Origin of the sequence: Phenylobacterium sp., assembly GCF_037189685.1 — a bacterium.
In the GTDB taxonomy this organism is placed as follows: domain Bacteria; phylum Pseudomonadota; class Alphaproteobacteria; order Caulobacterales; family Caulobacteraceae; genus Phenylobacterium.
Genome location: NZ_JBBCIT010000005.1, coordinates 17479 through 42303 on the forward strand (window position 1 = coordinate 17479; position 24825 = coordinate 42303).

At 71.7% G+C, this 24825-nt stretch carries 21 protein-coding genes and 2 pseudogenes; 7 read left to right on the forward strand and 16 right to left on the reverse strand.

What is annotated here, in order from left to right; genetic code table 11:
- Position 1: 1 nt before the first annotated feature.
- Together WG212_RS02760 and WG212_RS02765 are read right to left on the reverse strand one after the other, a co-directional pair.
- On the reverse strand, positions 2–1042 hold the full coding sequence (locus WG212_RS02760; protein WP_337185537.1) for an aspartate-semialdehyde dehydrogenase: 1041 nt from the start codon (positions 1040–1042) through the stop codon (positions 2–4).
- Between the two features lie 263 nt (positions 1043–1305).
- The gene (locus WG212_RS02765; RefSeq protein WP_337185538.1) at positions 1306–2694 is read right to left on the reverse strand and encodes an amidase family protein; all 1389 of its coding nucleotides are present in this window, start codon (positions 2692–2694) and stop codon (positions 1306–1308) included.
- A 213-nt stretch (positions 2695–2907) separates the two neighbouring features.
- On the opposite strand from WG212_RS02765, the gene WG212_RS02770 reads away from it, so the two are divergent.
- Entirely contained in the window at positions 2908–3477 is a 570-nt protein-coding gene (locus WG212_RS02770; protein ID WP_337185539.1) for a beta/gamma crystallin-related protein, read from the forward strand.
- Positions 3478–3736: 259 nt separating this feature from the next.
- Here WG212_RS02770 and rsfS read toward each other — a convergent pair whose 3' ends face one another.
- From rsfS to WG212_RS02785, 3 genes are all read right to left on the reverse strand, one after another.
- Positions 3737–4189, reverse strand: coding sequence for a ribosome silencing factor (gene rsfS, locus WG212_RS02775; protein ID WP_337185594.1), 453 nt, complete (start codon positions 4187–4189; stop codon positions 3737–3739).
- 78 nt (positions 4190–4267) lie between these two features.
- The gene (locus WG212_RS02780) at positions 4268–4927 is read right to left on the reverse strand and encodes a nicotinate-nucleotide adenylyltransferase (protein ID WP_337185540.1); all 660 of its coding nucleotides are present in this window, start codon (positions 4925–4927) and stop codon (positions 4268–4270) included.
- Positions 4928–4936: 9 nt separating this feature from the next.
- Positions 4937–6490, reverse strand: coding sequence for an aldehyde dehydrogenase family protein (locus tag WG212_RS02785; RefSeq protein WP_337185541.1), 1554 nt, complete (start codon positions 6488–6490; stop codon positions 4937–4939).
- A 168-nt stretch (positions 6491–6658) separates the two neighbouring features.
- On the opposite strand from WG212_RS02785, the gene WG212_RS02790 reads away from it, so the two are divergent.
- The gene (locus tag WG212_RS02790) at positions 6659–8101 is read left to right on the forward strand and encodes a carotenoid oxygenase family protein (protein WP_337185542.1); all 1443 of its coding nucleotides are present in this window, start codon (positions 6659–6661) and stop codon (positions 8099–8101) included.
- 136 nt (positions 8102–8237) lie between these two features.
- Here the strand turns inward: WG212_RS02790 and proB are convergent, their stop codons facing one another.
- From proB to WG212_RS02805, 3 genes are read right to left on the reverse strand one after another with little or no spacing between them, the layout of a single operon-like run.
- The gene (gene proB / locus WG212_RS02795) at positions 8238–9374 is read right to left on the reverse strand and encodes a glutamate 5-kinase (protein WP_337185543.1); all 1137 of its coding nucleotides are present in this window, start codon (positions 9372–9374) and stop codon (positions 8238–8240) included.
- Positions 9362–10399 carry a GTPase ObgE gene (gene obgE, locus WG212_RS02800; RefSeq protein WP_337185544.1) on the reverse strand — a complete coding sequence of 346 codons (1038 nt, stop codon included), beginning with the start codon at positions 10397–10399 and terminating at the stop codon, positions 9362–9364. The genes proB and obgE overlap by 13 nt, the downstream gene beginning before the upstream one ends.
- Positions 10396–10932, reverse strand: coding sequence for a biotin transporter BioY (locus tag WG212_RS02805; RefSeq protein WP_337185545.1), 537 nt, complete (start codon positions 10930–10932; stop codon positions 10396–10398). The genes obgE and WG212_RS02805 overlap by 4 nt, the downstream gene beginning before the upstream one ends.
- A gap of 196 nt (positions 10933–11128) precedes the next feature.
- On the opposite strand from WG212_RS02805, the gene WG212_RS02810 reads away from it, so the two are divergent.
- Positions 11129–14461 (forward strand): ATP-binding protein, encoded by a 3333-nt coding sequence (locus WG212_RS02810; RefSeq protein ID WP_337185546.1) that lies wholly within the window; start codon positions 11129–11131, stop codon positions 14459–14461.
- A 105-nt stretch (positions 14462–14566) separates the two neighbouring features.
- Here WG212_RS02810 and WG212_RS02815 read toward each other — a convergent pair whose 3' ends face one another.
- From WG212_RS02815 to rplU, 3 genes and pseudogenes are all read right to left on the reverse strand, one after another.
- The gene (locus WG212_RS02815) at positions 14567–15085 is read right to left on the reverse strand and encodes a GNAT family N-acetyltransferase (RefSeq protein WP_337185547.1); all 519 of its coding nucleotides are present in this window, start codon (positions 15083–15085) and stop codon (positions 14567–14569) included.
- Between the two features lie 157 nt (positions 15086–15242).
- A complete protein-coding gene (rpmA, locus tag WG212_RS02820; RefSeq protein ID WP_293381608.1) occupies positions 15243–15521 on the reverse strand; it encodes a 50S ribosomal protein L27 in 279 nt (92 codons plus the stop codon).
- 121 nt (positions 15522–15642) lie between these two features.
- A pseudogene (gene rplU, locus WG212_RS02825) lies at positions 15643–16155 on the reverse strand (50S ribosomal protein L21); the annotation flags it as partial.
- 195 nt (positions 16156–16350) lie between these two features.
- Here rplU and WG212_RS02830 point away from each other — a divergent pair.
- From WG212_RS02830 to WG212_RS02840, 3 genes and pseudogenes are all read left to right on the forward strand, one after another.
- On the forward strand, positions 16351–16890 hold the full coding sequence (locus tag WG212_RS02830; protein WP_337185548.1) for a hypothetical protein: 540 nt from the start codon (positions 16351–16353) through the stop codon (positions 16888–16890).
- Between the two features lie 84 nt (positions 16891–16974).
- The gene (locus tag WG212_RS02835) at positions 16975–17493 is read left to right on the forward strand and encodes a hypothetical protein (RefSeq protein ID WP_337185549.1); all 519 of its coding nucleotides are present in this window, start codon (positions 16975–16977) and stop codon (positions 17491–17493) included.
- Between the two features lie 180 nt (positions 17494–17673).
- Positions 17674–18000 (forward strand): annotated as a pseudogene (locus WG212_RS02840) (ABC transporter ATP-binding protein); the annotation flags it as partial.
- Between the two features lie 22 nt (positions 18001–18022).
- Here the strand turns inward: WG212_RS02840 and WG212_RS02845 are convergent.
- Genes WG212_RS02845 through WG212_RS02860 form a run of 4 tightly spaced genes read right to left on the reverse strand, consistent with a single transcriptional unit; the run spans position 18023 to position 22338 of the window.
- On the reverse strand, positions 18023–18964 hold the full coding sequence (locus WG212_RS02845; protein WP_337185550.1) for an SDR family NAD(P)-dependent oxidoreductase: 942 nt from the start codon (positions 18962–18964) through the stop codon (positions 18023–18025).
- Positions 18961–20331, reverse strand: coding sequence for a carboxylesterase family protein (locus tag WG212_RS02850; RefSeq protein WP_337185551.1), 1371 nt, complete (start codon positions 20329–20331; stop codon positions 18961–18963). The genes WG212_RS02845 and WG212_RS02850 overlap by 4 nt, the downstream gene beginning before the upstream one ends.
- Positions 20324–21133: an enoyl-CoA hydratase/isomerase family protein gene (locus tag WG212_RS02855; protein WP_337185552.1), complete on the reverse strand. Its 810-nt coding sequence runs from the start codon at positions 21131–21133 to the stop codon at positions 20324–20326. The genes WG212_RS02850 and WG212_RS02855 overlap by 8 nt, the downstream gene beginning before the upstream one ends.
- Entirely contained in the window at positions 21130–22338 is a 1209-nt protein-coding gene (locus WG212_RS02860) for an acetyl-CoA C-acyltransferase (protein WP_337185553.1), read from the reverse strand. Before WG212_RS02860 ends, WG212_RS02855 begins: the two co-directional genes overlap by 4 nt.
- A 182-nt stretch (positions 22339–22520) precedes the next feature.
- Between WG212_RS02860 and WG212_RS02865 the strand changes: the two genes are divergently transcribed.
- On the forward strand, positions 22521–23147 hold the full coding sequence (locus WG212_RS02865; RefSeq protein WP_337185554.1) for a TetR/AcrR family transcriptional regulator: 627 nt from the start codon (positions 22521–22523) through the stop codon (positions 23145–23147).
- Between the two features lie 27 nt (positions 23148–23174).
- Here WG212_RS02865 and WG212_RS02870 read toward each other — a convergent pair whose 3' ends face one another.
- Positions 23175–24752, reverse strand: a complete 1578-nt coding sequence (locus WG212_RS02870) for a class I adenylate-forming enzyme family protein (protein WP_337185555.1) — start codon at positions 24750–24752, stop codon at positions 23175–23177.
- Positions 24753–24825: the final 73 nt, after the last annotated feature.

Consider the following 24825-nt stretch of genomic DNA (forward strand, 5'->3'; position numbering starts at 1 on the left):
TCTACGCCACCAGGAGCTGTTCGGCGATCTGCACCGCATTCAGCGCCGCGCCCTTCAGGAGCTGGTCGCCGGCCAGCAGCAGGGCCACCGAGCGCCCCGACGGGTCGCCCAGGTCGCGCCGGATGCGGCCGACCAGCACGTCGCCCTGGCCCTGCGCCTCGACGGGCATGGGGAAGTGGTTGGTCTCCCGGTTGTCGACGACGCGGACGCCCGGCGCCGCCTCCAGGCATTCGCGCACCGCGCCGGGCGGCACGGGGGCGTCCAGCTCGGCGGTGACGGCGAGGGTGTGGGCGCGCAGCACGGGCACGCGGACGCAGGTGACGCCGATCGGCAGGTTGCCGGTGCTCAGGATGCGGCGGGTCTCGGCGATGACCTTCAGCTCTTCGCCGTTGTAGCCGCTGGCGAGGTCGACGGTGTCGTTGTGGCTGAAGACGTTGAAGGCGTAGGGATGCGGCAGGACCTGGGGCTGGAAGGGCCGGCCTTCCAGATAGGCCCGGGTCGAGGCTACCAGCTCGTCCATGGCCGGCTGGCCGGCGCCCGAGGCGGCCTGGTAGGTCGCCACCTGTAGCCGGCGGAGGCCGAAGCGGCGCTGGAGCGGGGCGGCCGCCATGCAGAGGATGATCGCCGTGCAGTTGGGGTTGGCGATCACGCCGCGGTGCCCGGCCAGCGTCTCCAGGTTCACCTCGGGGACCACCAGCGGACAGTCCAGGTCCATGCGGAAGGCCGAGGAGTTGTCGACCACCACGGCGCCGGCGGCCTGGGCGACAGGCGCGTAGGTGCGCGAGGTCTCCGAGTCGGCGGCGAACAGGGCGAGCTGGACGCCGGCGAAGCTCTCGGGGCCGACTTCCTGGACGGTCAGGTCCTGGCCACGGTAGGTCAGCGTCCGTCCGGCCGAGCGCGCCGAGGCCAGCAGCCGCAGTCCCGAGGCCGGGAAGTCGCGGTCCTCGAGGCAGCGGATCAGTTCGGCGCCCACGGCGCCGGTCGCCCCGACCACGGCGACCGTGGGGTTTCGCAGGGATCGGTAGGAAGGTTGGGTCAACATCTGGGTCCTCTTTTCGATGAGGCCCGAAGTGCGGTTTGCCGGCTTGAAGAGCGCGCCCCGCACATCGGGCGGAGCGCTTTCGCGGAAGGTGCGGTTCTACCCGCGCGCAGCCGCAAACGCCCCGCCGGAGCGGGTCATTTTGCGGGTAATTTTTTGCGTGGCCGCGAACATCGGCCCGGCGTGTAGCGGCGGCGGGCGCGAAAGTAAAGCGCCGCGGGACCCGCAAGGGGCGCCGGCGTCCGGTCGGCCGCCGCCCGATCGGCTCAGTAGCCGGGCGGGGGACGGTAGCCGCCGAACTCGCGCTCCAGGTGGCCGGCGAAGGCGATGGCGGTGCGGTCTTCGAGGTAGGGGCCGACCACCTGGAGGGCGACGGGCAGCCCCTCGGGCGAGACGTCGACCGGAACCACGGTCGCCGGCAGGTTCGGAAGCAGGGCCAGGGCCGGCCAGGCGAGCTGGTCGAAATAGCCCGTGTCCCGGCCATCGATGCGCAGGACTCGCTTGCTGTTGTCGGGCTCGTCGACGTGCCGGAATGCGACCGTGCCGAACGCCGGCGTCAGCACGACGTCGAAGGCCTCGAACACGCCGTCCCACTGCCGGCGATAGGCGAGCTGGGCGTCCTGGAGGTTCATCCAGTCGTGGGCGTTCAGCGTGGTGCCGGCGGGCGAGCCGCGCGACATGGCCGCGTTGAGCAGGCCCGTGTAGACCCTGTGCTGTGCGGCGAGATCGGGCAGGCGGTCGCTGGATCGCGCCACCTGTGCGCCCTGGGCCTCCAGCCGCGCGGCGACGCGGTCGATCGCCTGGCGGATGGCGTCGTCGGTGGCGGCCGAGGGGTGGTGGTCGAGCACCAGCACGCGATGGTCGGCGAGCGCGGTGTGGCGGGGCGGGGGCAGGCGCAGCGACCAGCCCCGGGCCTCCTCGGGTTCCGGACCGGCCAGTACGCCCAGGCCCAGGTCGAGGTCGGCCGCCGTGCGGGCCATCGGGCCGACGACCGCCAGGGCGATCGGTCCGCCGTCCAGGCCGGGCGGAGAATGGCCGCGAAGGGGAACGATGCCGTACGACGGCTTGTGGCCGAACACCCCGCAGAAGGCGGCAGGCACGCGGATCGATCCGCCGATGTCCGAGCCCACCTCCAGGGGGGTCATCCGCGCCGCCAACGCCGCGGCGCTGCCGCCCGAGCTGCCGCCGGGCGTGCGGGAGAGGTCCCAGGGATTGCAGGTGCGGCCATACACAGGGTTGGTCGACTGCCAGTCGGCCAGGAACGGCGGCACGTTGGTCTTGCCCAGGATGATCGCCCCGGCCGCCTTGAGGCGCTGGACGGCGACGGCGTCCTTCGACGCCGTCCAGCCGTTGAAGGCGGGGCTGCCCCAGGTGGACGGCAGGCCGTCGACCTCGTGGCTCTCCTTGACCGTCATCGGCAGGCCCAGCAGGGGCCGGCGGTCGCCGCGCGCCAGGGCCTGGTCTGCGGCGCGGGCGGCTGTCCTCGCGCGCTCGAAGTCGCGGACGACGACGGCGTTCAGCGGGCCGTCGCGCGCCTCGATGCGGGCGATCGCCGCGTCGGCCAGCTCGGCGGCGCTGGCGCGTCCGGCGGCCAGGGCTGCGACGATCTCGCCGGCGCTCAGGTCCAGCAGGTCGCCGGTCAGGGTCTCGGACATCGGATTTCCTCCAGGGCGCGCCGGCGTGATCCCGGCCCGGCGCCTTGCGCGCCCTTGCCGCCCGCGGCGACGATGCGCCCCGCCGGCGGCGGAAGTCCAGCGGCCTTGCCGTGCGCCGGGCGCGGGGAGGGAGCCTGAAGGAACCTTGGCCCTGCCGCCGCGCTTGGACTAGCGTCCGGCCGCGCCGGAGCAGACGAGGGAGAGGCCCAGGACATGAAGATCGCCGTCGGAATGATCGCACTGGCGACGGTGGCCGTCGCCGGAACCGCCCATGCGCAGCGACCGCCGCAGGGCAGCTACCTCGACCAGTGCCGCAACGTCAGCGTCCAGGGGCAGTTCCTGCATGCCCAATGCCGCGACGCGCGCGGGCGCTGGGCCAATTCTTCGATCAACCTGGCGAGCTGCCGGAGCGACATCGGCGTGGGGCCGGACGGCGGGCTGGCATGCTTCGGGCCGGGCGCCGGCGTCGGACCTGGGCGCCCACCCGGCGGATACCCTCCGCCCGGCGTCAGGCCGCCGGGCCAGGACCGCTACGCCGTCACCATCTACGATCGCTTCGGCTTCCGCGGGCGGGCGATGCAGATTCACGGCGCGACGCCGAATCTGGACGGCACCCGCTTCAACGACCGCGTCGCCTCGATCCAGCTTCCGCGGCGCTCTGGCCCGTGGCTGGTCTGCGAGAACGCCAACTACCGCGGCCGGTGCGTGACCGTGCGCGACGACGTGCGCGACGTGAGCCGCATCGGGATGCTGAACCGCATCTCGTCGCTGCGGCCGCTGTAGGGATTCGACCACGAACCCACACGAAAAACACGAACGGGTTAGAGGTCGTCGGCGTCGATCTGAAAGGCCGCGAAGCGGCGATCCTCCGATTTCGAGGTCCACGGACGCACACGGATGATGGTCGCCGAGCCATCCGTGTGCATCCGTGGACAAAAGACGGAGCCTCCGCTCACGCGGAGTCTCGGAGACGGCCGGCCCGTTCGTGTTCTTCGTGTGGGTTCGTAGCTCGAAACAACGGTGTCGGGCTTCGTCCCGGCCGTCAGATCGCCGCGCGGTGACCGCCGGTCTCGACCGACCAGATCTTCTCGATGTTGTAGAAGCTGCGGACCTCGGGCCGGAACAGGTGGACGATCACGTCTCCGGCGTCGATCAGCACCCAGTCGGCGTTGGGCATCCCTTCGACCCGGCACTTGCCGTAGCCCGCTTCCTTGAGCGCGCGCAGCAGGTGGTCGGCCATGGCGCCGACGTGCCGCTGCGAGCGGCCGGACGCCACGATCAGCCCGTCGGCGACGGGGCTCTTGCCTTTGAGGTCGATGAAGACGACGTCCTGGGCCTTGTCGTCGTCCAGCCGGCCGAGGATCAGGTCCTCGATGCCGGTCAGGCGATCCGGCGACGTGATGCGACCGGGGTGGTCGAGCCCCGGACCTGGGGGGGAGGTCGCGGCGTCGGCCGGGGCCTCGTGCGCCGGCTTCGGCGCGGGGTTACGGTTCAGCGGGGTTGCTCCTCTGATGCCTCGCTACGTCCATCCTAGCACATGCCGGGGCGCGGGTCAGGCGCCCTTCCTTCGGACTCAAGAGGCCGTCCGCCGCATCCGTTCCCGCAGGAGCGTCGATGACTGGAAGTTCAGCGGACCGCGCAGGAATACCCAGCCCGGCGGGGGCCGGTTCAGCAGGGTGGACGCCTGGGCCGACGAGACACGGGCGCCGGCGAAGCGCCGCGCTGCGGGCGAGAACCGGCTCCGGAGCGAAATCCACGGCCGCGAGACCACCGCCACGGGGACCTCGCGCATGATCTGGGTCCAGCCACGCCAGCGGTGGAAGGACGCCAGGCTGTCGGCGCCCATGATCCAGACGAAGCGCACCCCCGGATAACGCGCCTTCAGCCAGCGGATCGTGTCGACGGTGTAGGCCGAGCCCAGCTTCGTCTCCAGATCGGAAACCCGCATCGCCGGACCGTGGGCCAGTCGCCGCGCGCCGGCCATGCGGGCGGCGAGGCTGGCGGTCTCGTGGCTCGACTTGAGCGGGTTCTGCGGCGAGACCAGCCAGATGACACGGTCCAGGCCCAGGCGCCGGCGGGCCGTCTCGGCGACGTGGGCGTGTCCTTCGTGCGCCGGATTGAACGAGCCGCCGAACAGGCCGACCCGCATGCCGGGCTCCAGGCTGAAGCCGGGGCGGAGCGCCTGCGGACGGCCTGCGAGGGGCGCGCGGCGCGCCGGTCCTGCGAACCACATCCCCGGAAGCTACCCGGCGCGGGGCGGTGTCGGCGCGCCGGCGCGGTCCAGATGGACGTCGGCCTGGGTGACGCGCGTGCGAACGGTGAAGACGCCGTCGCCGGCGAGCACGCCGCCGCGGGCGAACAGGCGGCCGTTCTCCCAGTTGGACAGGCCCAGTTCGGGCCGGTTCAGGGCGTACTGGCCATCGACCCAGCGGGTGAAGCCGTCGCCCACGAACGGCGCGTCGATGGTGGCGAAGAACCGCGCCTGGGCGGCCGCATCCTGCGAGATCAGCGCGGCGGCGAAGCGGGGGCTGAGCGCGTTGAACAGGGCGACGGCCTGGCCCACGTCGGCCACGACCTTCAGGCTGACTTCGGGAGTCTCTTCCCACTCCCATTCGTGGCCGAGTTCGGCGTCGGCGATGGGTTCGACCAGGGGTTCCTCCACAGGGCCTTCGGCGCGGACGACGGTGGTCCGCGCGGAGCGCCAGCTTTCGGGAAGGCGGGGGAGGTCGGCCTCGGCCACGTGCAGCTTGCAGCCTTTGCGGCGCGCACCGGCGCGCTCCAGCGCTTCGAGGAAAACGGGCAACAGGTCGTCGGCGCGGCTCTCCACGATGCAGCAGGTGTTGAGCGTGTTGCACACCTTGCGATCCAGCGAGTGGTACACGGCGGCGAAGAAGCGGTCGGCATCCGCCGCCTCGTCGGCCACGATCCAGGCGCCGCCCGTGCCGTGCAGGCTGACCGGCGTGCCGGCCTGCCGGGCGATGGCGCCCAGCTGGGCGACCGCCGGGCCCGACCCACGCGCCACCGCCAGCGCCAGCTTCGGGTCGGCGAACATGGCCCAGCCGGCGGCGTGGGCGGCGGAGTCCACCAGCACGGCGGCGCCTTCCGGCAGGCCCGCCTCGGCGAGGGCGGGGTCCAGCGCCTCGGCCACGATCGCCCGCGCCGTGCCCAGCGCGTCCGAGCCGATGCGGAAGACCACGGTGTTGCCCGCGCGGATCACGCCGGTGGCGTCGGCGAAGACGTTGGGCCGACCCTCGAACACGAAACCCACCACCCCCAGCGGCGCCATGAGCTGATCGACCGTCCAGCCTTCATGCGTCACGCGTTCCAGCCGGCGGCCGCGCGGGGGCTCGGCGTCGCGCCAGGCGCGCAGTCCGGCGGCCATGTCCCGGCGCATCGCGTCCGAGACGGCGAGCCGGGTGGTGGAACGGCCCCGGGCGCGGGCGCGCTCGACGTCGGCGGCGTTGGCCTGCGCGATCCGGCTCCAGGCGCCGTCGTCCTCCAGCCGGCGGGCGAAAGCCTCGAAGAAGGCGGTGATGGCCGCGTCGGTCACCTCGCCCATGCGGGTGAAGGCCGCGGCGGCGCGCGCGACCGCGCTCGAGGCGGCGTCATGCTCGGTGGCGGGGATATGCAGCAGGTCGCCGGTGTCCTGCACCACCACCAGGCGGTCGCCGGGCCGGAACGCGGCCGACAGCTCGGGCGTCACATAGGCCACACGGTCGCCGCCGAACGGAATCGCCTGGCCCGGCGCCAGCGCCTCCAGCCGCCCCGCGTCCCTCGTTCCGCCGCCGTCGTCCACCCTTCCGGACCCCATATGCTCAGGTTGAGCCTTACCTAGTCTCCCGAACGCGCCAGGGGAACGGTTTTCGGGCGGCCGGTCCAGGCGCGGACGAAAGACAAGTCTACCGCCGAAGATTTTCCGGCATAGTTTGGACGGCCGTCCGCCCCTCGACCGGGAGCCTGCGCGATGGCCGCTGAAGACGTCTCCGATCCCCTGCTCAGTGGCGCCTTCGCGCCGTTGCGCGCCGAATACGACCTGGCCGACGTCCCTGTGGAGGGCGACCTGCCGCCTGCCCTTTCGGGGACGCTCTACCGCATCGGCCCCAATCCGCGCTTCCCGCCGCTCGGCCCCTACAACCCGCTGCAGGGCGAGGGAATGATCCACGCCTTCCGGATCGGCGGCGGGCGCGTGGCCTATCGCAACCGTTGGGTCCGCACGCGGCGATGGCGGCTGGAGGATGCGGCCGGCCGCGCGCTGTTCGCCACCGGCGACCCGCGCCTCGGCGACGCCTCCGTCGCCGGCGTGGATGGGCAGGGGGCGGCCAACACCCAGATGGTCTTCCACGCCGGCCGCCTGCTGGCGCTGGAGGAGGGCCATCCGCCGTTCGAGGTGGCGCCCGGCACGCTGGACCCCATCGGACCCTACGACTTCGGCGGCGCTCTCGAGGGGCCGATGACCGCCCATCCCAAGCTCGACCCTCGAACCGGCGAGATGGTGTTCTTCGGCAACTTCCCCGACCGGCGTTTCGACGGCGCCCTGGCGCTGCACATGGCGGATGCGGCCGGCCGGCTGGTCCGAAGCGCCCGGATCGCAGGGCCCTATCCCGCGCTGGTCCACGACTTCGCGATCACCGCGCGGTGGGTCGTGTTCGTGGTCTGCCCGCTGACGCTCTCGCTGGAACGCCTGCGGGCCGGCCGGCCGCCCGTGGCGTGGGAGCCCGGTCGCGGAAGCTGGCTGGGCCTGATCCCCCGCGCAGGCGGCGAGGCGTCCTGGCGGCCGGCGCCGCCCGGCATGGCCTGGCACACCCTGAACGCCTTCGAGGCGGACGGGGCGATCCACCTGGACCTCTGCCTGCAGGCGGCGCCGGCGTTCCCCCTGGCGGATTCCGGGGCGGATTCGGGGGCGGGTTCGTGGGCGGATGGCGCGACGACGCCCGAGGCCGACCTTCGGCAGCGGCTGTACCGGTGGTCGTTCGCGCCCGAGGGTGGCGAGGTCGCGACGCGCCGGCTCTCCGACGAGGTCTGCGAGTATCCCCGCATCGACGAGCGGTTCCTGGGCTGGCCCTGCCGCTATGGTTTCCTGGGCGCCGGCGGTGGGCCGGGGACCGGCGACCTGCTGCATCGTGCGATCGGCGTCTTCGACCACGCCGAGGGACGAATGGCCCTATGGCGCGCCGGGCCGGGCCAGTCGGTCTCGGAGCCGGTGTTCGCGGCGCGGCCCGGATCCGACCGGGAAGGCGACGGCTGGCTGCTGTCGGTGGTCTACGAGGCCGCGGAGGACCGGAGCTGGCTGGGCGTCTTCGACGCGGGCGCGGCGGAGGCCGGCCCGATCGCCCGAGCCGACCTGCCCCACCGCGTGCCTGCGGGCTTCCACGGGATCTTCGTGGCGTCCCGGGTCGGCGGCAGGTGAAGCTGCGATTTCATTTTCCACGGGTTGTGGGTGACGGAGCCTCCGCGCGCGAGGGCTCGGGGTATGATCCCGCCCGTTCGTATTCTTCGTGTGGCTTCACGGTCCCGATCGCCCGCCCGCAGCGCGTCGACCGGGCCTAGGCGGGCGCGTGGGCCGAGAGCGCCAGGTCGTCGGCGTGGATCAGGGGGCCGGACGTGTAGCCCAGCTCGGCCTCGATGGCGTCCGACTTCAGGCCGCAGATGCGCGATGCGTGACCGGACTCGTAGCGCACCAGGCCGCGGGCGACCTCCGCGCCTTCGGGGTTCAGCACGCGCACGCAGTCGCCCTTGTCGAAGCGGCCGGCGACGGCGCGGACGCCCGCGGCCAGCAGGCTCTTGCCCCTGCGCACCGCCGCGGCGGCGCCCGCGTCCACCGTGAGCGCGCCCGCGGGCGAGAGCGAGCCGCCGATCCAGGCCTTGTAGGCGGCGCGCGGCGTGGTGGCGGGCTCGATCACCGTGGCCGGGGCGCCGGCCTCCACCGCCGCGAGGGGGCCCGCGCGCGTGCCCAGCGTGATGAGGGTGGCGCAGCCGGCCTGGCTGGCGATGCGCGCGGCTTCCAGCTTGGTGGCCATGCCGCCCGTGCCGACGCCGGCCTGGGCGTTGGCGCCGCCGGCCACGGCCTCGATCTCGGGCGTCAGGCGCGCGACGCGGGGGATGTGGACGGCGGCGGGATCGCGTCGCGGATCGGCGGTGTAGAGGCCGTCCACGTCCGACAGCAGCACCAGGGCCTCGGCGCCCACGAGCTGCGCCACGCGGGCCGAGAGGCGGTCGTTGTCGCCGACCCGGATCTCCTCGGTGACCACGGTGTCGTTCTCGTTGATGACGGGGATCACGCCCAGGCCCAGCAACGTCTCGACCGTGGCCCGCGCGTTCAGCCAGCGGCGGCGCACCTCGGTGTCGTCGCGGGTCAGCAGCACCTGGGCGCAGGTGAGGCCGAGCGGCCCCAGGGCCTCCTCCCAGGCGCGCATCAGGGCCGACTGGCCGGCGGCGGCGGCGGCCTGTTTCTCGGGCAGGCTCAGCGCCCGGCGGCCCAGGCCAAGGCGGCGGCGGCCCAGCGCCACGGCGCCGGACGAGACCACCAGCACCTGCTGGCCGCGGCTGCGCAGCCGGGCGACATCGGCGGCGAAGTCGGCCAGCCAGGCGGAATGGGCGGCGCCGTCGGGACCGACCAGCAGCGCCGAGCCCACTTTCACGACGACACGGCGGGCCGCGGAAAGCTCGCTCAAGGCCGCCATTCCTCGGCGCCGCTCTCTTCGGCGGCGGCCGCCTGCTTGCGTTCGCGGACCAGGGCGTAGGCCTCGCGCAGCAGCTCGGTGACGCCCTGGCCGGCGAAACCGGATACGCGGCGCACGGCGCCGCCCGAGGCCGCTTCCAGCGCGGCGGCCTTCCCGGCCACGGCCGCCTCGTCGAGGGCGTCGATCTTGTTGAGGGCGAGCAGCTCGGGCTTGTCCTCGAGGCCCTCGCCATAGGCCTCCAGTTCGTGGCGGACGGTGCGCCAGGCCTGGACGACGTCGTCCTGCGTGCCGTCGACCAGGTGGATCAGCACGGCGGTGCGTTCGATGTGGCCCAGGAAGCGCGTGCCGATGCCCGCGCCCTCGTGCGCGCCTTCGATCAGGCCGGGGATGTCGGCGAGGATGAAGCGTTCGCCGACCGACAGGTCGACCATGCCCAGGTTGGGCGCGAGGGTGGTGAAGGGGTAGTCGGCGATCTTGGGGCGGGCGGCGCTGGCGGCGGCGAGGAAGGTGCTCTTTCCCGCGTTGGGGAGGCCCACGAGGCCGACGTCGGCGATCAGTTTGAGCCGCAGCCAGATCGCCAGCTCGACCCCTTCGAGGCCGGGGTTGGCGTGGCGCGGCGCCTGGTTGACCGGACCCTTGAAGTGGGTGTTGCCGAAGCCGCCGTTGCCGCCCTTCGCCAGCAGCACGCGCTTGCCGGCGCGGTCCAGGTCGACGATGAGGTCCTTGTTCTCGTCGAGGACCTCGGTCCCGACGGGCGCCTTCAGGACGACGTCCTCGCCGGCGGCGCCGTGGCGGTTCCGGCCCATGCCGTGGACGCCCGTGCCGGCCTTGAAATGCTGCTGGTAGCGGTAGTCGATCAGGGTGTTCAGCCCCTCCACCGCCTCGATCCACACATCGCCGCCGCGGCCGCCGTCGCCGCCGTCGGGGCCGCCGTACTCGATGTACTTCTCGCGCCGGAACGAGACGGCCCCGCCGCCGCCGTTCCCCGAGCGGACGTACACCTTGACCTGATCGAGGAACTTCATCGGGACACCAGCCGGACGGTGAGGGCGGCGGCCAGCGACTTGACGGCGGCGCCGGGCAGCAGGGGCAGGATCGCGCTCTGGAAGGCGGGGCCGGGGCTCATGAAGCCGGCCAGGCCCGCCCAGCCCGCCACCAGCACGATCGCGTGGCCGCCGAGGAAGACCAGCGTCAGCGGCAGCCAGCCCGACACGCGCCGCGCCCCTTCGCCGCAGACCCAGGCCGCCGCGGCCATGCCGGCCAGGAAGCCCGCGGTGTGGCCCGTCACCGCCTTCCAGCCGCCCGCGCCGTTCGCCAGCACCGGCGCGCCGAGCGCGGCCGCGACCAGCCAGGCCAGCACGATGGCCAGCCCCAGCCGCCCGCCGAACAGGCCCGCCAGCACGCAGACGGCGAAGGTCTGGAGCGTGATGGGCACGGGGCCGATGGGGATCGAGACGAACGAGGCGCCCCACATGGCCACCACGCCGGCGACCACGATCGCCGCCTGGACGGGCGGGGCGTGGGCGGCGGCGGACTTGCGCGAGGCGGCGGCGGTCATGGGCGAGGCGATAGCACAGTTGGCGCGGGGCGCGTGTGGATTGGGGGGCACGACAGGCCTGAAAATGGGCCTGAAAATGGGGCCGAGACGGTTGCGCCGCCAGCGCGCGTCTGCAGCGGTCAGCCGAAGGGTCAATTTGGTCCCGCTCCTGAGGACACCTATTGGCGAGCCCTCGGAAGCCACTAGGGTCCGATCGATGGCAGCCAACAGACCCTATGCGCAACTCGGCATCGTCGACCTTGAAAGGCTCGTTCAGGAGAAGGCTGGCTATCGCCCGGTGATCGAAGGCGTTCTGGCGGAACTCAAGCATCGGAAAGTGGCGCGGGCACAGGCCCTCCAGCGCATCGTCGAACGACATCTCGCGGCGCTGCCACCGTCCGAAACCAAACCAGCGTCGCTGGGTGGCTTGCCGAGCGCTCGACCCACGCAGGTCCCGCCTCCGCACCGCCGCCCCGCGCCGCTTCCCGGGCGAGCCTCGGTCACCAATGCGCCGCAGGACATCCTCAGCGCCTGGACGGTGCTGGAGGTGCTGTCGCCGGCGACCTTCCGGAGGCCGGCCGATCTGGCCGGTGGCGACCTGCGGCGGGTGGCGCGGTTCGAGCGTGGTCTGCCCTGGGCGCAGGGGGACGCGAAGGGCCCGCCCGGCGCGCGACTCTATTTCCAGGTGGTGCTCGGCTCGATCGAAATGCGGCCGGCGATCGATCAACTGCTCGAGCGCTTCTCGGACGCTCGTCCCGAACGGCCGCAGGCGCGGGGCGAGACGCCGCTCGCGGTCATCATCGTCGACCGCGACGGCCGGCCGGTCCCCGAGGAGTGCGCGGTGGTGTCCAGCTTCGGCTGGGGACTTCCGCTGGCGCTCGCCGATGATCCCGCACTGCTCAGCCAATGGCAGGACGAAGAGAACCGTATCGAGGGGGCGCTCCACGACCGCCTCTGTCGCGAGGGCCGGGATGGCAGGGTCGTTCCGCTCGACGAGGCGGCGATCCTGTCGGCCTACGACTGGCTAGTCGCCGAGTTCGGCCTGGACCGCGCGATGCTGAAGCCGCCGTCCTTCGCCGTCCGCAGCACGGTCCCCTTCAAGTCGACCGCGCCGCCCGAACCGTTGCTGCTCAACAGCTTCTTCCTGAAGGACCTCGCGAAGGCGCGGAGGCTGTTCAAGGATCACGCGGCGCCGGACACCCTGCGGCGGTTCCTCGGCGACATGCCGCCAAGGTCGCGGCGGGACCTGCTGCACGACGAGGCGGCGGTCGAGGCCGTGGTCGCGCCGGCGCTGTTCCCGGCCGGTCGCTGGCCGGGTCCGGATCGCCACCCGCTCGTTCTCATGCAACAGGCGGCCGTCAATCTCGCGACCGCCCAGGCGCCGGGCGAGATCCTCGCCGTCAATGGACCGCCCGGCACCGGCAAGACGACCCTTCTGCGCGACGTCGTGGCGGCCCTGGTGACGGAGCGCGCCAGCGCGATGGCGGCGTTCGACGACCCGGAGACGGCCTTCTCGGTATCCGGCGAGAAGCTCAAGCCCGGCGGCGCGTGGGTGCACCTCTACCGGCTCGATCCACGCCTCAAGGGTTTCGAGATGCTCGTCGCATCTTCGAACAACAAGGCCGTCGAGAATGTCAGTGGCGAGCTGCCGGCGCTGAATGCGGTCGCCAAGGACGCAACGCGGCTGCGATATTTCAAGCCGCTGGCCGACGGGTTGCTGGATCAGGAGAACTGGGGGGCCATCGCCGGCGTGCTCGGCAACGCCAGCAACCGCGCCGCCTTCAAGGACCGGTTCTGGTGGACGCCCGACACCGGCCTCTTCAGCTATCTGAAGGCCGTCGATGGCCGCAAGCCTGAGATCGATCTGCCCGGCGGCGGCAAGCGCCCGCCGCGCATCGTCGCCGAACTCGACCCGCCGGTGGAGCGGCGCGAAGCGCTGGGACGCTGGCGAGCGGCGCGCGCGGCCTATCTGACGCTCGAAGACCAGGTCGCGGAGACCCGCGCGCGCGTCGAGCTGTTCCGCCTGCGTTGCCGGCATCTGCCGCCGCTGGCGCGCGCTTTCGAGAACGTTCGCGCGCATGGCGCCGAGCGGCCGGGGCTCATCCAGCGGATGTTCCATCTCAGCCGATACCGCAGCTGGAAAGCCAAGCATCAGCCGTTGTCGGCCGCGCTGGCCGCCGCCGGTCTCCAAGCGACGGAAGCCAAGCTGCTGCCCGCGTCCCTTGCTCGCTGGGTCGCCCGATCACCGTGGCTGGGGTTCGGAGCGGAAGGTCGCGGCGCCGCGGTCGAAGCCGCGCTTCAGTCGTTGCTCAGCGAACTCCAGCGTGACCGCGAACAACGAACCGGGACGGTCGTCGACGACGACTTCTTCGCCAGCGGTCGGGAACGCATTCAGCCCGCAGCCCCGTGGTTCGCACCGGAAGAACACCGGCAACGCGACGACCTGTTTCAGGCCGCGCTCGATCTGCACCGGGCGTTCATCGACGCCGCCGCCAAGCCGCTGCGGCAAAATCTCGGCGCAGCGCTGCAGGTTCTGGACGGCAAGGGGTTCAGCGAGCCGTCCAAGGATGCGCTGATCCCCGATCTCTGGTCGAGCCTGTTCCTCGTCGTGCCGGTGCTATCGACCACGTTCGCGTCGGTCGGGACCATGCTCGGCCGCTTGCCGCCGGCCTCACTCGGCTGGCTGCTGGTCGACGAGGCCGGACAGGCCGCCCCCCAGCAGGCGGTCGGCGCACTCCTGCGGGCGAGCCGCGCCATCGTGGTCGGCGATCCGATCCAGGTGCCGCCGGTGGTCTTGCTGCCGGACAGGCTGACGGCGGCGGTCTGCCGGACCTTCGGTGTCGAGGCCGACCGCTTCGCCGCCCCGGCGGCGTCGGTGCAGACCCTGGCCGACGACGCCACCGCGTGGTTCGCCGAATTCCCGGCGCGCCTCGGCAGCCGCACGGTCGGCGTGCCGCTCCTCGTCCACCGCCGCTGCTCCGAACCGATGTTCGGGATCGCCAATCGCGTGGCCTATGAAAACCTGATGGTGCAGGCCAAGGCGCCGCGAACCTCGGCGATCCGCGATCTCCTGGGGCCGTCCCGCTGGATCGACATCGCGGGGGCGGGCTCGGACAAATGGTGCGCTGCTGAAGGCCGCGAAGCGCTCGGCATGATCGAACAGATCGTCGCGGCGGGCCTGACGCCGGACCTCTATGTGGTGACCCCGTTCGTGCAGGTCGCCGATGGCCTGCGGACCATGATCCGCGAGAGCGCCACCCTCGCGGCCGCCATACCGGCGTTGGACCGCTGGGCCTATGAGCGGGTGGGTACGATCCACACCGTCCAGGGCCGCGAAGCCGAGGCCGTGATCTTCGTTCTCGGTGCGCCCAACGCCGACCAGACCGGCGCCCGGGGGTGGGCGGGCAAGGAACCCAACCTCCTGAACGTCGCGATGACGCGCGCCAAGGAGGTGGTCTATGTTGTGGGCAATCGCACCCTGTGGCGATCCGCAGGCGTCTTCGGCGATCTCGACAGTCTGCTGCCGCCGAGCCTGACGGGTCGGCGATGACACGCATGAACGCCCGGAGCCACGCTCCTCAGGCGCGCGTCAGCCCCTTCGTCCCATGGTCTCAACAGACTCAGCCATAGCTGAGCGCACACATCCGACCGAACATTACGCCAGCCAGACCATCATGCGGGTGGCGACCGGTTCGCCGCGGGCGGCGCTGGGGCGCCATTCGACGTCGCCGGTGTAGAGGAAGCCGGCCTTGACCAGGACCTGGCCCGAGGCGCGGTTGTCGGCGAAGTGGCCGGCCCACACCACGTTGCGGCGCCAGTCGGCCCGCGCCCAGCGCAGGGCTGCGGTCAGGGCTTCGGTGGCGTAGCCGCGGCCCCAGAAGGGGCGGCCCAGCCAGTAGCCGACCTCGGTCTTGCCGGGCGCCATCTCGTCGAAGGCCAGCACGCCGATGAGGCCGAACTGGCGGTGCTCGACGGCGAAGCTGGCCTCGACGCGCGGATCGGCGCGGCGGGCGCGGTCGATGAACCCCTCGGCGTCCGCCGGGGCGTACGGGTGAGGCATCTGCGAGGTCATGCCGACCACGCCCGGATCGTCGGCCAGTTCGGCCAGCACGGGCGCGTCGGCGCGGGCCAGGCCCCGCAGGATCAGGCGATCGGTCCCTATCGCGGGCCTCACGTCCAGAGCGCACATCTTCTTCTACCTCCCGGCCTCTCGCGATCGCGCGGGGCCCAAAACGACTGCGGGGAGCCCGGCTGACCGGACTCCCCGCGAAGGTCGTCTTGTCCGGTTCGCCTTGTTCGACAGGGCGGAACCGGTTGGGAGAGGGTTCCGCCTATTCGGCTGCGATCGCCTTCTCGTTGGCCGGCACCACGGTGGCGTAGGTGCGGTTCTTGGCTTTGGTGACGAATTTCACCGCGCCGGTGACGAGGGCGAAGAGGGTATGGTCCTTGCCCATACCCACGTTCTCGCCCGGCCAGAACTTGGTGCCGCGCTGGCGTACGATGATGCTGCCGGCGTTGATCGCCTCGCCGCCGAACTTCTTCACGCCGAGACGGCGGCCCGCGGAGTCGCGACCGTTGCGCGAGGAGCCGCCGGATTTCTTGTGAGCCATGGTGTGCTCCTGTCCTTACCTGTTCGCCGCCCGATTACTCGGCGGCGTCGTCCTTGGTGGCGGCCGCCTTCTTGGCGGCGGGCTTCTTGGCGGGCTTGGCCTCGGCGTCCGCCTTGGGGGCGGCTTCCGGAGCGTCGGCCTTGGCGGCGGCCTTCTTCGGCGCGGCCTTGGCCTTCGGCGCCGGCGCGGCTTCCGCCGCGGCCTCGGCCTTGGGGGCCTTCTTCGGCTTGTTCAGGGTGGCGAAGTCCAGGCCACGGGCGCGGGCGTCCAGCTCGGCCTTGGTGGTCAGGTCGACCTTGCCGTCCCACTTGGTCTCCTTGCCGTCGGCGGTGATGCCGATGACGCGCAGGACCGTCTCGTGCTGGCGATGGCCCCGGGTGCGGCGATAGCCCTGGCGGCGGATCTTCTTGAAGATCTTCACCTTGTCGCCCTTGCGGGTCTCGATCAGGGTCGCGGCCACGCTGGCGCCGGCCACCGTGGGGGCGCCGACCGTGACGGCCTCGCCGTCGCCCAGCATCAGGACTTCGCCGAACGCGACGTCCGCGCCGGGTTCGCCATCGAGCTTTTCGACCACCAGCAGGTCGCCGGGCTGGACCCGGTACTGCTTGCCGCCGGTCTTGATCACCGCGTACATCGTTCGCGCCTTTGTATTTCTTCTTGATTGAAAGCGTGTTCGCGCCCCCGAGGCGGGCCCGGGGACGAGGAGGCGCGGTTATACAGAGGGCCGGGGCAGAGTCAACGGCGGGGGTAGGGTGGCTGGGGTCGGGCCGGCTGACGTGAGGAGCCTAAGGGTAAGGTGCGGTCTACGGCGGGCAAGGGGGAGAAACCGATGACGGAACCGGTGGTCCCGGCGGTGGTCGATGTCCTGGCGGATGTCAGCGCCCGTGCCTTCGGCCGGGCGCTCGTCAGCAACCATCTGCGTTCCATGGTGGTGGAGACGATCCTGGCGTTGTCGCTCCCCGCTGGATGGGCCTGCTGCGGAGAGGACTGGGCTGGCTGGGACCTCGCGCACGAGGACGGAACCCGGCTGGAGGTGAAGCAGTCTGCGGCGCGGCAGACCTGGCCCGCCCCGAGGCGTCCCGCGCCGCCGACATTCGACATCCGTGAACGCACCGGTTGGTGGGAAGGGGCGACGTGGTTTCCGGGTGTCGGCCGGCACGCGCATATCTACGCTTTTGCGTATCACCCGGCGAAAGACGACACCGCAGATCACCGGGACCCCAGGCAATGGCGGTTCTTCGTCTTGCGCACGAGCGACCTGCCGACCGGGAAGAACCTGTCGCTGACGCGGCTCCAGGCGCTTGCGCCGCCGCTCGATCTCGCAGGGGCCGTGGCCGCCATCGAGGCGCTGAGGGTGGAGCGGCGATAGCGCGCGCGTCCAGGGCGCAAGTTGCGAAGGCGACGTGTCTGGATCGCTGACGCGAGGTCGGGCGGTGACGAGAGGGGATGGTCGATGTTCGGAGCGGACGACGCCTTGGCGCGGGCAGACTGGCCGTTTCTGAAGGACGGCCCGGTCACGCTGTTCTGGCGACCTGCGCTGTTCGACGCGGCCAAGGCCGATCTGCGGGCGTTGGGATACCTGCTCCCGGAGATAACCTGTCGGTCCGAAGAACAGTTCATCCTGGCGCTTTCGGAGGCGCTCGGGTGGAAGGCGCTTTTCGGATACGAGCCTTGGACGGGAAACCTCAATGCGCTGGACGATGCGTTCTGGAGCTGGGGGTTCGGAGAAGCCCGCGACGTGGCGCTTTGTCTTGGCGATTTTCACGTCCTGGCCCGCGAGGGGCGCGGCGAGTTCGCGGGCTGCTTGCTCGACATCATCGCCCGCGCGCACCGTAGATATCTGCTCCGGGGCCGGCGATTGCTTGCGCTCGTGCAGACCAACGACGCGACCTATTCCTGCGATGGGCTGGGTGCAACGGATGCACATTGGAACGATAGGGAGTGGCTGAACGTGCGGCGAGGTCCTCAGTAGGCGGCGGCTTTAGGAGTCGTCCTCGCGCGCTCTCCCTCGTCCCGCAGGATGATCGGCCATGAACGGCAGAAATGCGTCGGCCTCAGGATTTTGAACCGCGGAGGACGCAGAGATTCGAAGTCGGCGCGGCCTCTCTGCGATCTCCGCGCCCTCTGCGGTTTCTCTCTTCCCGCGCCGACTTCCGGCGACGAGGTCGAGAAGCTCGGCCGCGCCCTGTCGGGTGGCGGGAAGGCGCGCCTGGTCATGGCCGAAATGCTGTTCGACCCGCTGAACCTGTTGGTGCTCGGCGGGTAGGCCAACCACGTCGACATGGTGATCAGGGAGATGCTGGTCGCCGTCCTCGCGGACTCCGAGGGCGCGAGGCTGTTCGTCTCGCACGACCGCCACGTCCTTGGGGTGCTGTCGAACCGCGTGCTCGAGTTGATGCCGGCGGGGCGGTATGGCGGCGGCTGCACGGAGGAAGGCGCCCGTACAGGCCGGGAAGCGCTTGGCCTGCACCCGCGTGGGTCGCGGGGGGCCGTGCGCAGAGTCAGCTTCCAGGCCCGGCTTCGACGCCGGCCGCGCGCGCGGCGGAGGTCGCGGCCTTGCCGACGAACTTCATGACCTGGCCGCCGCCGGTCTCATAGAGATGCTGGCCCGCGGTGTCCGATATCCGGTCGAACAGGGCCGCGACGTTCTCGGGCGTGTTGTCGGCCGGGGCCAGGAAGACGCCCTCGGTCTCGTGCAGATAGGTGCGCGAGACGCCGCCGGCGGTGGCGTTGAGGATGGTGCGGCGCGGGGCCTCTTCCGAAACCAGGAACAGGGCGGTGGGCGTGACGGACTCCGGCGTCATCAGCTTGAGGATGTCAGGCGTGATGAGGGCCTCAGTCATGCGGGTTGCGGCGCCTGGGCCGAGCGTGTTGACGCGGATGCCGTTCTTCTCGCCCTCGATCTGCAGCACGTTCATGAGGCCGACCAGGGCGGTCTTGGCCGCGCCGTAGTTCGCCTGGCCGAAGTTGCCGTAGAGCCCGCTGGACGAGGTGGTCATCAGGATGCGGCCGTAGTTCGCGGCGCGCATGTGCGGCCAGACGGCGTGGGTGCAGGCGACCGAGCCCATCAGGTGGACTTCCACCACCTTGCGGAAGTCGGCGAGGCTCATCTTGGCGAAGCTGGCGTCGCGCAGGATGCCGGCGTTGTTGATCAGGATGTCGACCTGGCCCCAGGTCTCCATGGCCCGGGCGACCATGTCGGCGACCTGGTCCGGATTGGTGACGTCGGCGCCGTGGGCGATCGCCTGGCCGCCCGCCGCGCGGATTTCGGCGGCCACGCGCCCGGCCGGCTCGGACGAGGCGCCGGCGCCGCTCACGTCGCCGCCGAAGTCGTTGACGACCACCTTGGCGCCACGGGCGGCGAGCCCCAGCGCGTGGCTGCGGCCCAGGCCGGCGCCGGCGCCGGTGACGATGGCCACGCGGCCGTCGAAGCGGATGCTCATCTGATGGTTCCTGCCTGTCCTCGAGGTTCGGTTCGGCGGCCGAGCGCGGCCAGTTCATGGAGGTCGAGCGGCCGGCCCACGCTCTCGCGCCCGTCGGCGGCGACGCGCAGGGCGTCCGGCGCGCCGGGGCGGTGACGCGGCCAGGCGAGCGGGCCGTCGTCGGGCGCCTCGCCGCGCAGGAAGCCCAGCAGCCGTCGCCGAAGCGATGCGGCCACCGCCAGGTCCTGCGGCGTCGGTTCGGCGTTCAGCGTCGCATAGGTCGGGTCCCGCGTCCCCAGCGTGTCGAACATGGCCGCGCCATGCGGCGAGCCGCGCAGGTGCGGGCGGGCCGCAGCCAGGACGAAGCCGTAGTCCAGCACATAGGTCTCGATCCCCGCGCCCGCGGCGGCGTCGGCGACGTCCAGCGCCGGCTGGCGGAAGACGAGGTGGTCGTAGAGGGCGTGTCCGTCGCGCGCCGCCGGATCGTCCGCCGCCAGCGCCGCGCCGGGCGCAAGGGCGGCCGCCATAGCGTCGGCCGGCAGGCCCATGAGGTCGAGGATGATCGCCTCGAAGGTGGAGAAGGCGACGATCAGCCGCCGGGCATGCGCGCCGCCCGCCGCCAGCACCCGGGTCGGAAACCCGGGAATCCGTGCGCCGTCGACCACGGGCATCTCGCCCGCGCCGGCGGAGAAGGCGGAGGCGTGCACGGGCGGGTCACCGGCGCTGGCCGGGGGCAGGGGCGGGTGGTCGCCGGACGTGAAGAGCGTGTCTCCACCGCCCGAGATGCTGACCGCCTGGCTGAACAGCCCGGCGGCGGCCGGCGCGATGTTGAGGGCGTTGACGCTCACGCCGCCCGCCGACATCCCCAGCACCGTGACCCGATCCGGCGCGCCGCCGAACGCGGCGATGTTGTCGCGCACCCACCGGAGCGCGGCGATCTGGTCCAGCAGCCAGTTCGAGCCGCCGGCGAAGCCCAGGACGCCGAGGCGATAGTTGAAGGTGACCACCACGATCCCGGCCGAGGCGAGGGTCTCGCCGTCGAAGATGGGGTGCGCACCCGACATGAGCTGGAAGCCGCCGCCGTGGACCACCACCAGAACCGGCGCGCCGTCCGCGCCCGCGGGCGCCCAGACGTTGAGATAGAGGCAGTCCTCGTCCATCCGCGCCGCGCGCGACTGGCCCCAGCCCTCGAACGGCGGCTGCGGCGAATCCGGGCCGAAGGCCAGCGCCGGCCGCCGGCCGGTCCAGGGCGACGGCGGCTGGGGCGCCGCCCAGCGGCGCTCGCCCACGGGCGGTGCGGCGAAGGGGACGCCGAAGTAGCGATCCACGCCGTCGGCCCTGCGGCCGACGAGGAGGCCTTGCGCGACCCGGGTCTCGACCTCAGTCACCGCGGAACTCCGGCGTCCTGCGCCGCAGGAAGGCGTCGCGGCCTTCGGCGAAGTCGCGGGTGCGGCTGGTCACCAGATACTGGTCGCGGTCCATGTAGCTGGTGGCGGCCGACAGCGCGTGGGCGGTGGCGTTGACCTGCTCCTTGGTCATTCGCACGGGGAGCGGCGGCAGGCCCGCGATCCGGTCGGCCCAGGCGTGCGCGGTCGACAGCGCCTGGCCGTCGTCCACCACCTCGTCGGCGAGGCCCCAGTCGAGGCAGGTGGCGGCGTCGGTGCGGTCGCCGAAGATCACGAAGCGCTTGGCGCGGGCGGGGCCGACCAGGGCGGTGACGCGCGGCACCGTGCGCCAGCTCATGTTCACGCCCAGCGCCACCTCGGGCAGGCGCAGGAAGGCTCCGGCCCCCAGGATCCGGAAGTCGCAGGCCAGCGCCAGCGCGCAGGCGCCGCCGACGCAGTAGCCCTCCACGGCGACGATCGTGACGGCCTCGATCTCCTCCCAGGCGCGGCAGAGGTCGGGCCCGGCCATGACGACTTCGCGCGTCTCGAGCAGGGTCGGCGCCCTGATGCGGTTCTCGAAGTCCGCCACGTCGGCGCCGGCGGAGAAGATGTCGGGTCCGCCGGTCAGGACCACGGCGGCGATGCCGCTGCGCAGACGCAGCCCGCGGGCGACCTCGGTCAGCTCACGGATGGTGACGGCCTGCAGGGCGTTGCGGGCCGCGGGCCGGGCGAGGGCGACCTCGATCACGCGGCCCGCGCGGCGCACCGCGATGTGCTCGAACGTGTGGTCCTCGACGGGGATCAATGGAAGATCTCGACCAGTCCGGCGGCGCCCATCCCCGAGCCGACGCACATGGTGACGACGCCGTACTTCGCCTTGCGCCGGCGGCCTTCCAGCAGGACGTGGCCCACGCACCGCGCGCCGGTCATGCCATAGGGGTGGCCGACCGCGATGGCGCCGCCGTTGACGTTGTACTTCGCCGGGTCGATGCCCAGGCGGTCGCGGGAATAGAGGCACTGCGAGGCGAAGGCCTCGTTCAGCTCCCACAGGTCGATGTCGTCGACGGTCAGGCCGTGGCGCTCCAGCAGGCGCGGGACGGCGAAGACCGGGCCGATGCCCATCTCGTCGGGCTCGCACCCGGCGACCGCGAAGCCGCGGAAGGCGCCCAGCGGCGCGAGGCCCCGGCGTTCGGCCTCCTTCGCGTCCATGAGGATCAGCGCGGCGGCGCCGTCGGCCTGCTGCGAGGCGTTGCCGGCGGTGACGGTGCGGCCCTCGGCGAACCGCTGGCCGTTCTTCAGCACGGGCTTGAGCGACGCCAGGGCCTCGGCGGTGGTGTCGGGCCGGTTGCACTCGTCGGCGTCGAGGACGGCGTCCACGAGGCTGGTCGCGCCGGTGGCCTTGTCCACGACCGCGCGTCGGACGGCCAGGGGCACGATCTCGTCGGCGAAGCGGCCGGCGGCCTGGGCCGCGGCGGTCCGGCGCTGGGACTCGAGCGCGTAGGCGTCCTGATACTCGCGGCTGACGCCATAGCGGTCGGCGACCACCTCGGCGGTCTCGATCATCGACATCCAGAGTTCGGGCTTCACCTTGGCGAGGTCCGGCTCCTGCAGGTGGAAGGTGTTCATGTGGCCGCCCAACTGGACCAGCGAGATGCTCTCCACGCCGCCGGCGGCGACGATCGGCACATCCTCGGTGCGGATGCGGGCCGCGGCGGCGGCGACCGCCTGCAGGCCCGAGGAGCAGAAGCGGTTCATCGTGACGCCCGACGTCGTGACGGGGCAGCCGGCCTTCAGGGCCGCGGTGCGGGCGATGTCGTAGCCTGTAGCGCCTTCCGGGTGGCCCGAGCCCAGCACCACGTCCTCGACCTCGGCCGGGTCGATCCCGGCGCGCGCGATCGCGTGCTGCAGCGCGTGGCCGGCATAGGTGATCGGATGCGTGGCGTTGAGGCTGCCGCGCAGCGATTTGGCCAGCCCGGTCCGGGCTGTGGAGACGATGACGGCTTCGCGCATGCTCTGAGTTCCCTTGTTGGACTGAACAATAGTTCAGTGATGCGCTGGGGTGCAAGAGGGAGCCTGCGGCGCGATGCTCGGTTTTGCGCCCACGCTGAACAGATTTTCCAAACAGGCTCGAAAATCCTGGATTCGGACTGAACGCTTCGCCAAGGTTTGACGTGGTCGACGGGAGAGCGTGTGTGAGTCAGGCGCAGAAGGACAGTCCGGACGGGCGCGAACGGCTGGTGCGGACCGCATTCGTCCTGTTCGCCGAGAAGGGCTTCGACAGCGTGACGGTCCGCGACCTGGCGAGCGCATCGAACGTCAGCGTCGGGCTGATCAATCACCACTTCGGATCGAAGGACGGTCTGCGCGAGGCGGTGGACGAATTCTTCATCGCCCAGTTCGAGGATGCGATCACCGGGGCGGCGCCGCAGCAGACGCCATCGACTCCGGAAGACTACGCGACCGTGATCGACGCCTGGATCGCGCGCCACGAGGCCGACTGGCCGACCATCGTCGCCTACTTCCGGCGCGCGCTGCTCGAGGAAAGCGACTGGGGCTTCTCGCTGTTCCAGCGGTTCTACGGCTTCGTGCAGGCGACGGTGAACCGGATGGACGCCTCCGGCCAGCTCGGGCCCGACGTCGACCGGCTGTGGCTGCCGTTCCTGATGATGTACCTCGAACTCGGCACGATGGTGTTCGACCCCTACATCAAGCGCGTCCTGGGTCGCTCGGGCTACGATCGCGAGCTGTGGCAGCGCCGCCACCGCGCCTACATGGCCCTGATCCGCCGCGGCGCGTCGCCCAGCCGCGAGGGGCTCTAGCTGTCCGCCTCCGCCACGATCGGCCGCTCAAGAGAGATCCGCCGACGCGAGGGCGTCCGACCGTAGCGCCAGCTTGTCGACCTTGCCGTTGGGCAGGCGCGGCAGCTCGGCGGTCAGGGTGAAGCTCTTGGGGATCTTGTAGTTGGCGATCCGGCTGCGCAGGAACACCCGAAGTTCGCCGTCGGTCAGCGCCTCGCCCGGCGCCACCTCGACAAAGGCGTGGCCGACCTCCTGGTATGTCGGATGCGGGGTCGCCACCACGGCGGCCAGGGCCGCGGCCGGGTGCTCGCAGATCGCCTGCTCCACTTCGACCGGATAGACATTGTAGCCCCCGGACTTGAACATCTCCTTCAGGCGCCCGCCGAACACCACGTTGCCGTCCTCGCGCAGCACCCCGAGGTCGCCGGTGCGCAGGAAGCCGTCGGGCGTGAACGCCGCCGCCGTCGCCTCCGGATTGCGGAAGTAGCCGCTCATCACGTAGGGGCCGCGCACCTGGATCTCGCCCAACTCGCCGATCGCCGCGGGGACGTTGGTGGCGGGGTCGACGACGCGCAGTTCGGCGCCGGGCAGGACCTCGCCGATGGTCTCCGACATCACCTTCAGGCTCGCATCCGCACCGGTCCGGGTGATGATCCCGCAGGTCTCGGTCTGGCCGTAGACGTTGGCCAGGCGGAGCCCGGGACGGGCGAACTTCTCCAGCACCGGCTCGGGCGTCACCGCGCCACCGAACACGATCAGGCGGGTCGCGCCGAGGCGCTCGGCCATGCCCTGCGGCTGCTGCAGCATCATGGCGAATCCGGTGGGCGAGGAGACCAGGTAGGTGGGGCGTTCGCGCCGGCTGATCTCGCCGATGGCGGCTACGTCGACGCGCGGGTGGAAGATGATGTGTCCCGCCGCCGCCAGCACCGGCATGCAGAGGTTGTTGATGGCGCCTACGTGATTCACCGGCGCGGCGCAGACCGAGCTCGCGAGCCCCGCTTCACCCATCCACGCCAGATTGGCCCAGGCCGAGGCCGTGATCGTGGCCTGGGACAGCATGGCCCCCTTGGGCTTACCGGTGGTGCCCGAGGTGTAGACGATCAGCGCGACGTCCTCGGGAACGACCCGCGCCCGCGCCTGGGCGAGCGCGTCGTCGGAGACGGCGTCCCCGGCGCGAAGGAAGGTCTCCAGCGCGAGGGCGCCGGCCGAGGGTTCGCCGTGGCAGATCATCGGCAGGCCGGGCGCGATGGCCGCGAGCTCGGCGCAGTAGTCCCGGCCGTCGAAGGGCGACATCACCGCGACCAGGGCTGGATCGGCGTCGGCCAGCACGTGCTCGAAGTCGCGCGCCTGGTAGCGGGGATTGATCCCCAGCCAGGTGGCCCCGATCGAGGTCGCCGCGTGGAACGCCACCCAGAAGTCGATGGACGGCGCGGTGAGCATCGCCAGGCGGTCGCCGCGGCGCAGGCCCTGGGCCAGCAGCGCCTTCGCGTACCGATCCACCTCGGTCGCCAGCTCCGCATAGGTGAGCCGGCGGTCCTCTGAGGACGCCGCCGGCGCGCCGGCCTCTCGCGCCAGCGCGGCGCCCAGCAGATCGGCGATGAGCCGCGGCGCGTTCGAATCGACCATACGTTTGTTCATCCTAACCCTGGGCGACCGCTTGAGCATGCAGCGTTCGGCCGCCCTGATGCCACGATCACGA

Excerpts from the sequence above, each read along its gene's own strand:
- WG212_RS02780 (WP_337185540.1), bottom strand. The coding sequence starts at position 4,927 with ATGTGGTTCGCAGGACCGGCGCGCCGCGCGCCCCTCGCAGGCCGTCCG.
- WG212_RS02760 (WP_337185537.1), bottom strand. The coding sequence starts at position 1,042 with ATGTTGACCCAACCTTCCTACCGATCCCTGCGAAACCCCACGGTCGCC.
- WG212_RS02835 (WP_337185549.1), top strand. The coding sequence starts at position 16,975 with ATGTTCGGAGCGGACGACGCCTTGGCGCGGGCAGACTGGCCGTTTCTG.
- rpmA (WP_293381608.1), bottom strand. The coding sequence starts at position 15,521 with ATGGCTCACAAGAAATCCGGCGGCTCCTCGCGCAACGGTCGCGACTCC.
- WG212_RS02790 (WP_337185542.1), top strand. The coding sequence starts at position 6,659 with ATGGCCGCTGAAGACGTCTCCGATCCCCTGCTCAGTGGCGCCTTCGCG.
- WG212_RS02845 (WP_337185550.1), bottom strand. The coding sequence starts at position 18,964 with ATGAGCATCCGCTTCGACGGCCGCGTGGCCATCGTCACCGGCGCCGGC.
- WG212_RS02810 (WP_337185546.1), top strand. The coding sequence starts at position 11,129 with ATGGCAGCCAACAGACCCTATGCGCAACTCGGCATCGTCGACCTTGAA.
- WG212_RS02770 (WP_337185539.1), top strand. The coding sequence starts at position 2,908 with ATGAAGATCGCCGTCGGAATGATCGCACTGGCGACGGTGGCCGTCGCC.
- WG212_RS02860 (WP_337185553.1), bottom strand. The coding sequence starts at position 22,338 with ATGCGCGAAGCCGTCATCGTCTCCACAGCCCGGACCGGGCTGGCCAAA.
- proB (WP_337185543.1), bottom strand. The coding sequence starts at position 9,374 with ATGGCGGCCTTGAGCGAGCTTTCCGCGGCCCGCCGTGTCGTCGTGAAA.
- WG212_RS02870 (WP_337185555.1), bottom strand. The coding sequence starts at position 24,752 with ATGGTCGATTCGAACGCGCCGCGGCTCATCGCCGATCTGCTGGGCGCC.
- WG212_RS02765 (WP_337185538.1), bottom strand. The coding sequence starts at position 2,694 with ATGTCCGAGACCCTGACCGGCGACCTGCTGGACCTGAGCGCCGGCGAG.
- WG212_RS02805 (WP_337185545.1), bottom strand. The coding sequence starts at position 10,932 with ATGACCGCCGCCGCCTCGCGCAAGTCCGCCGCCGCCCACGCCCCGCCC.
- WG212_RS02830 (WP_337185548.1), top strand. The coding sequence starts at position 16,351 with ATGACGGAACCGGTGGTCCCGGCGGTGGTCGATGTCCTGGCGGATGTC.
- obgE (WP_337185544.1), bottom strand. The coding sequence starts at position 10,399 with ATGAAGTTCCTCGATCAGGTCAAGGTGTACGTCCGCTCGGGGAACGGC.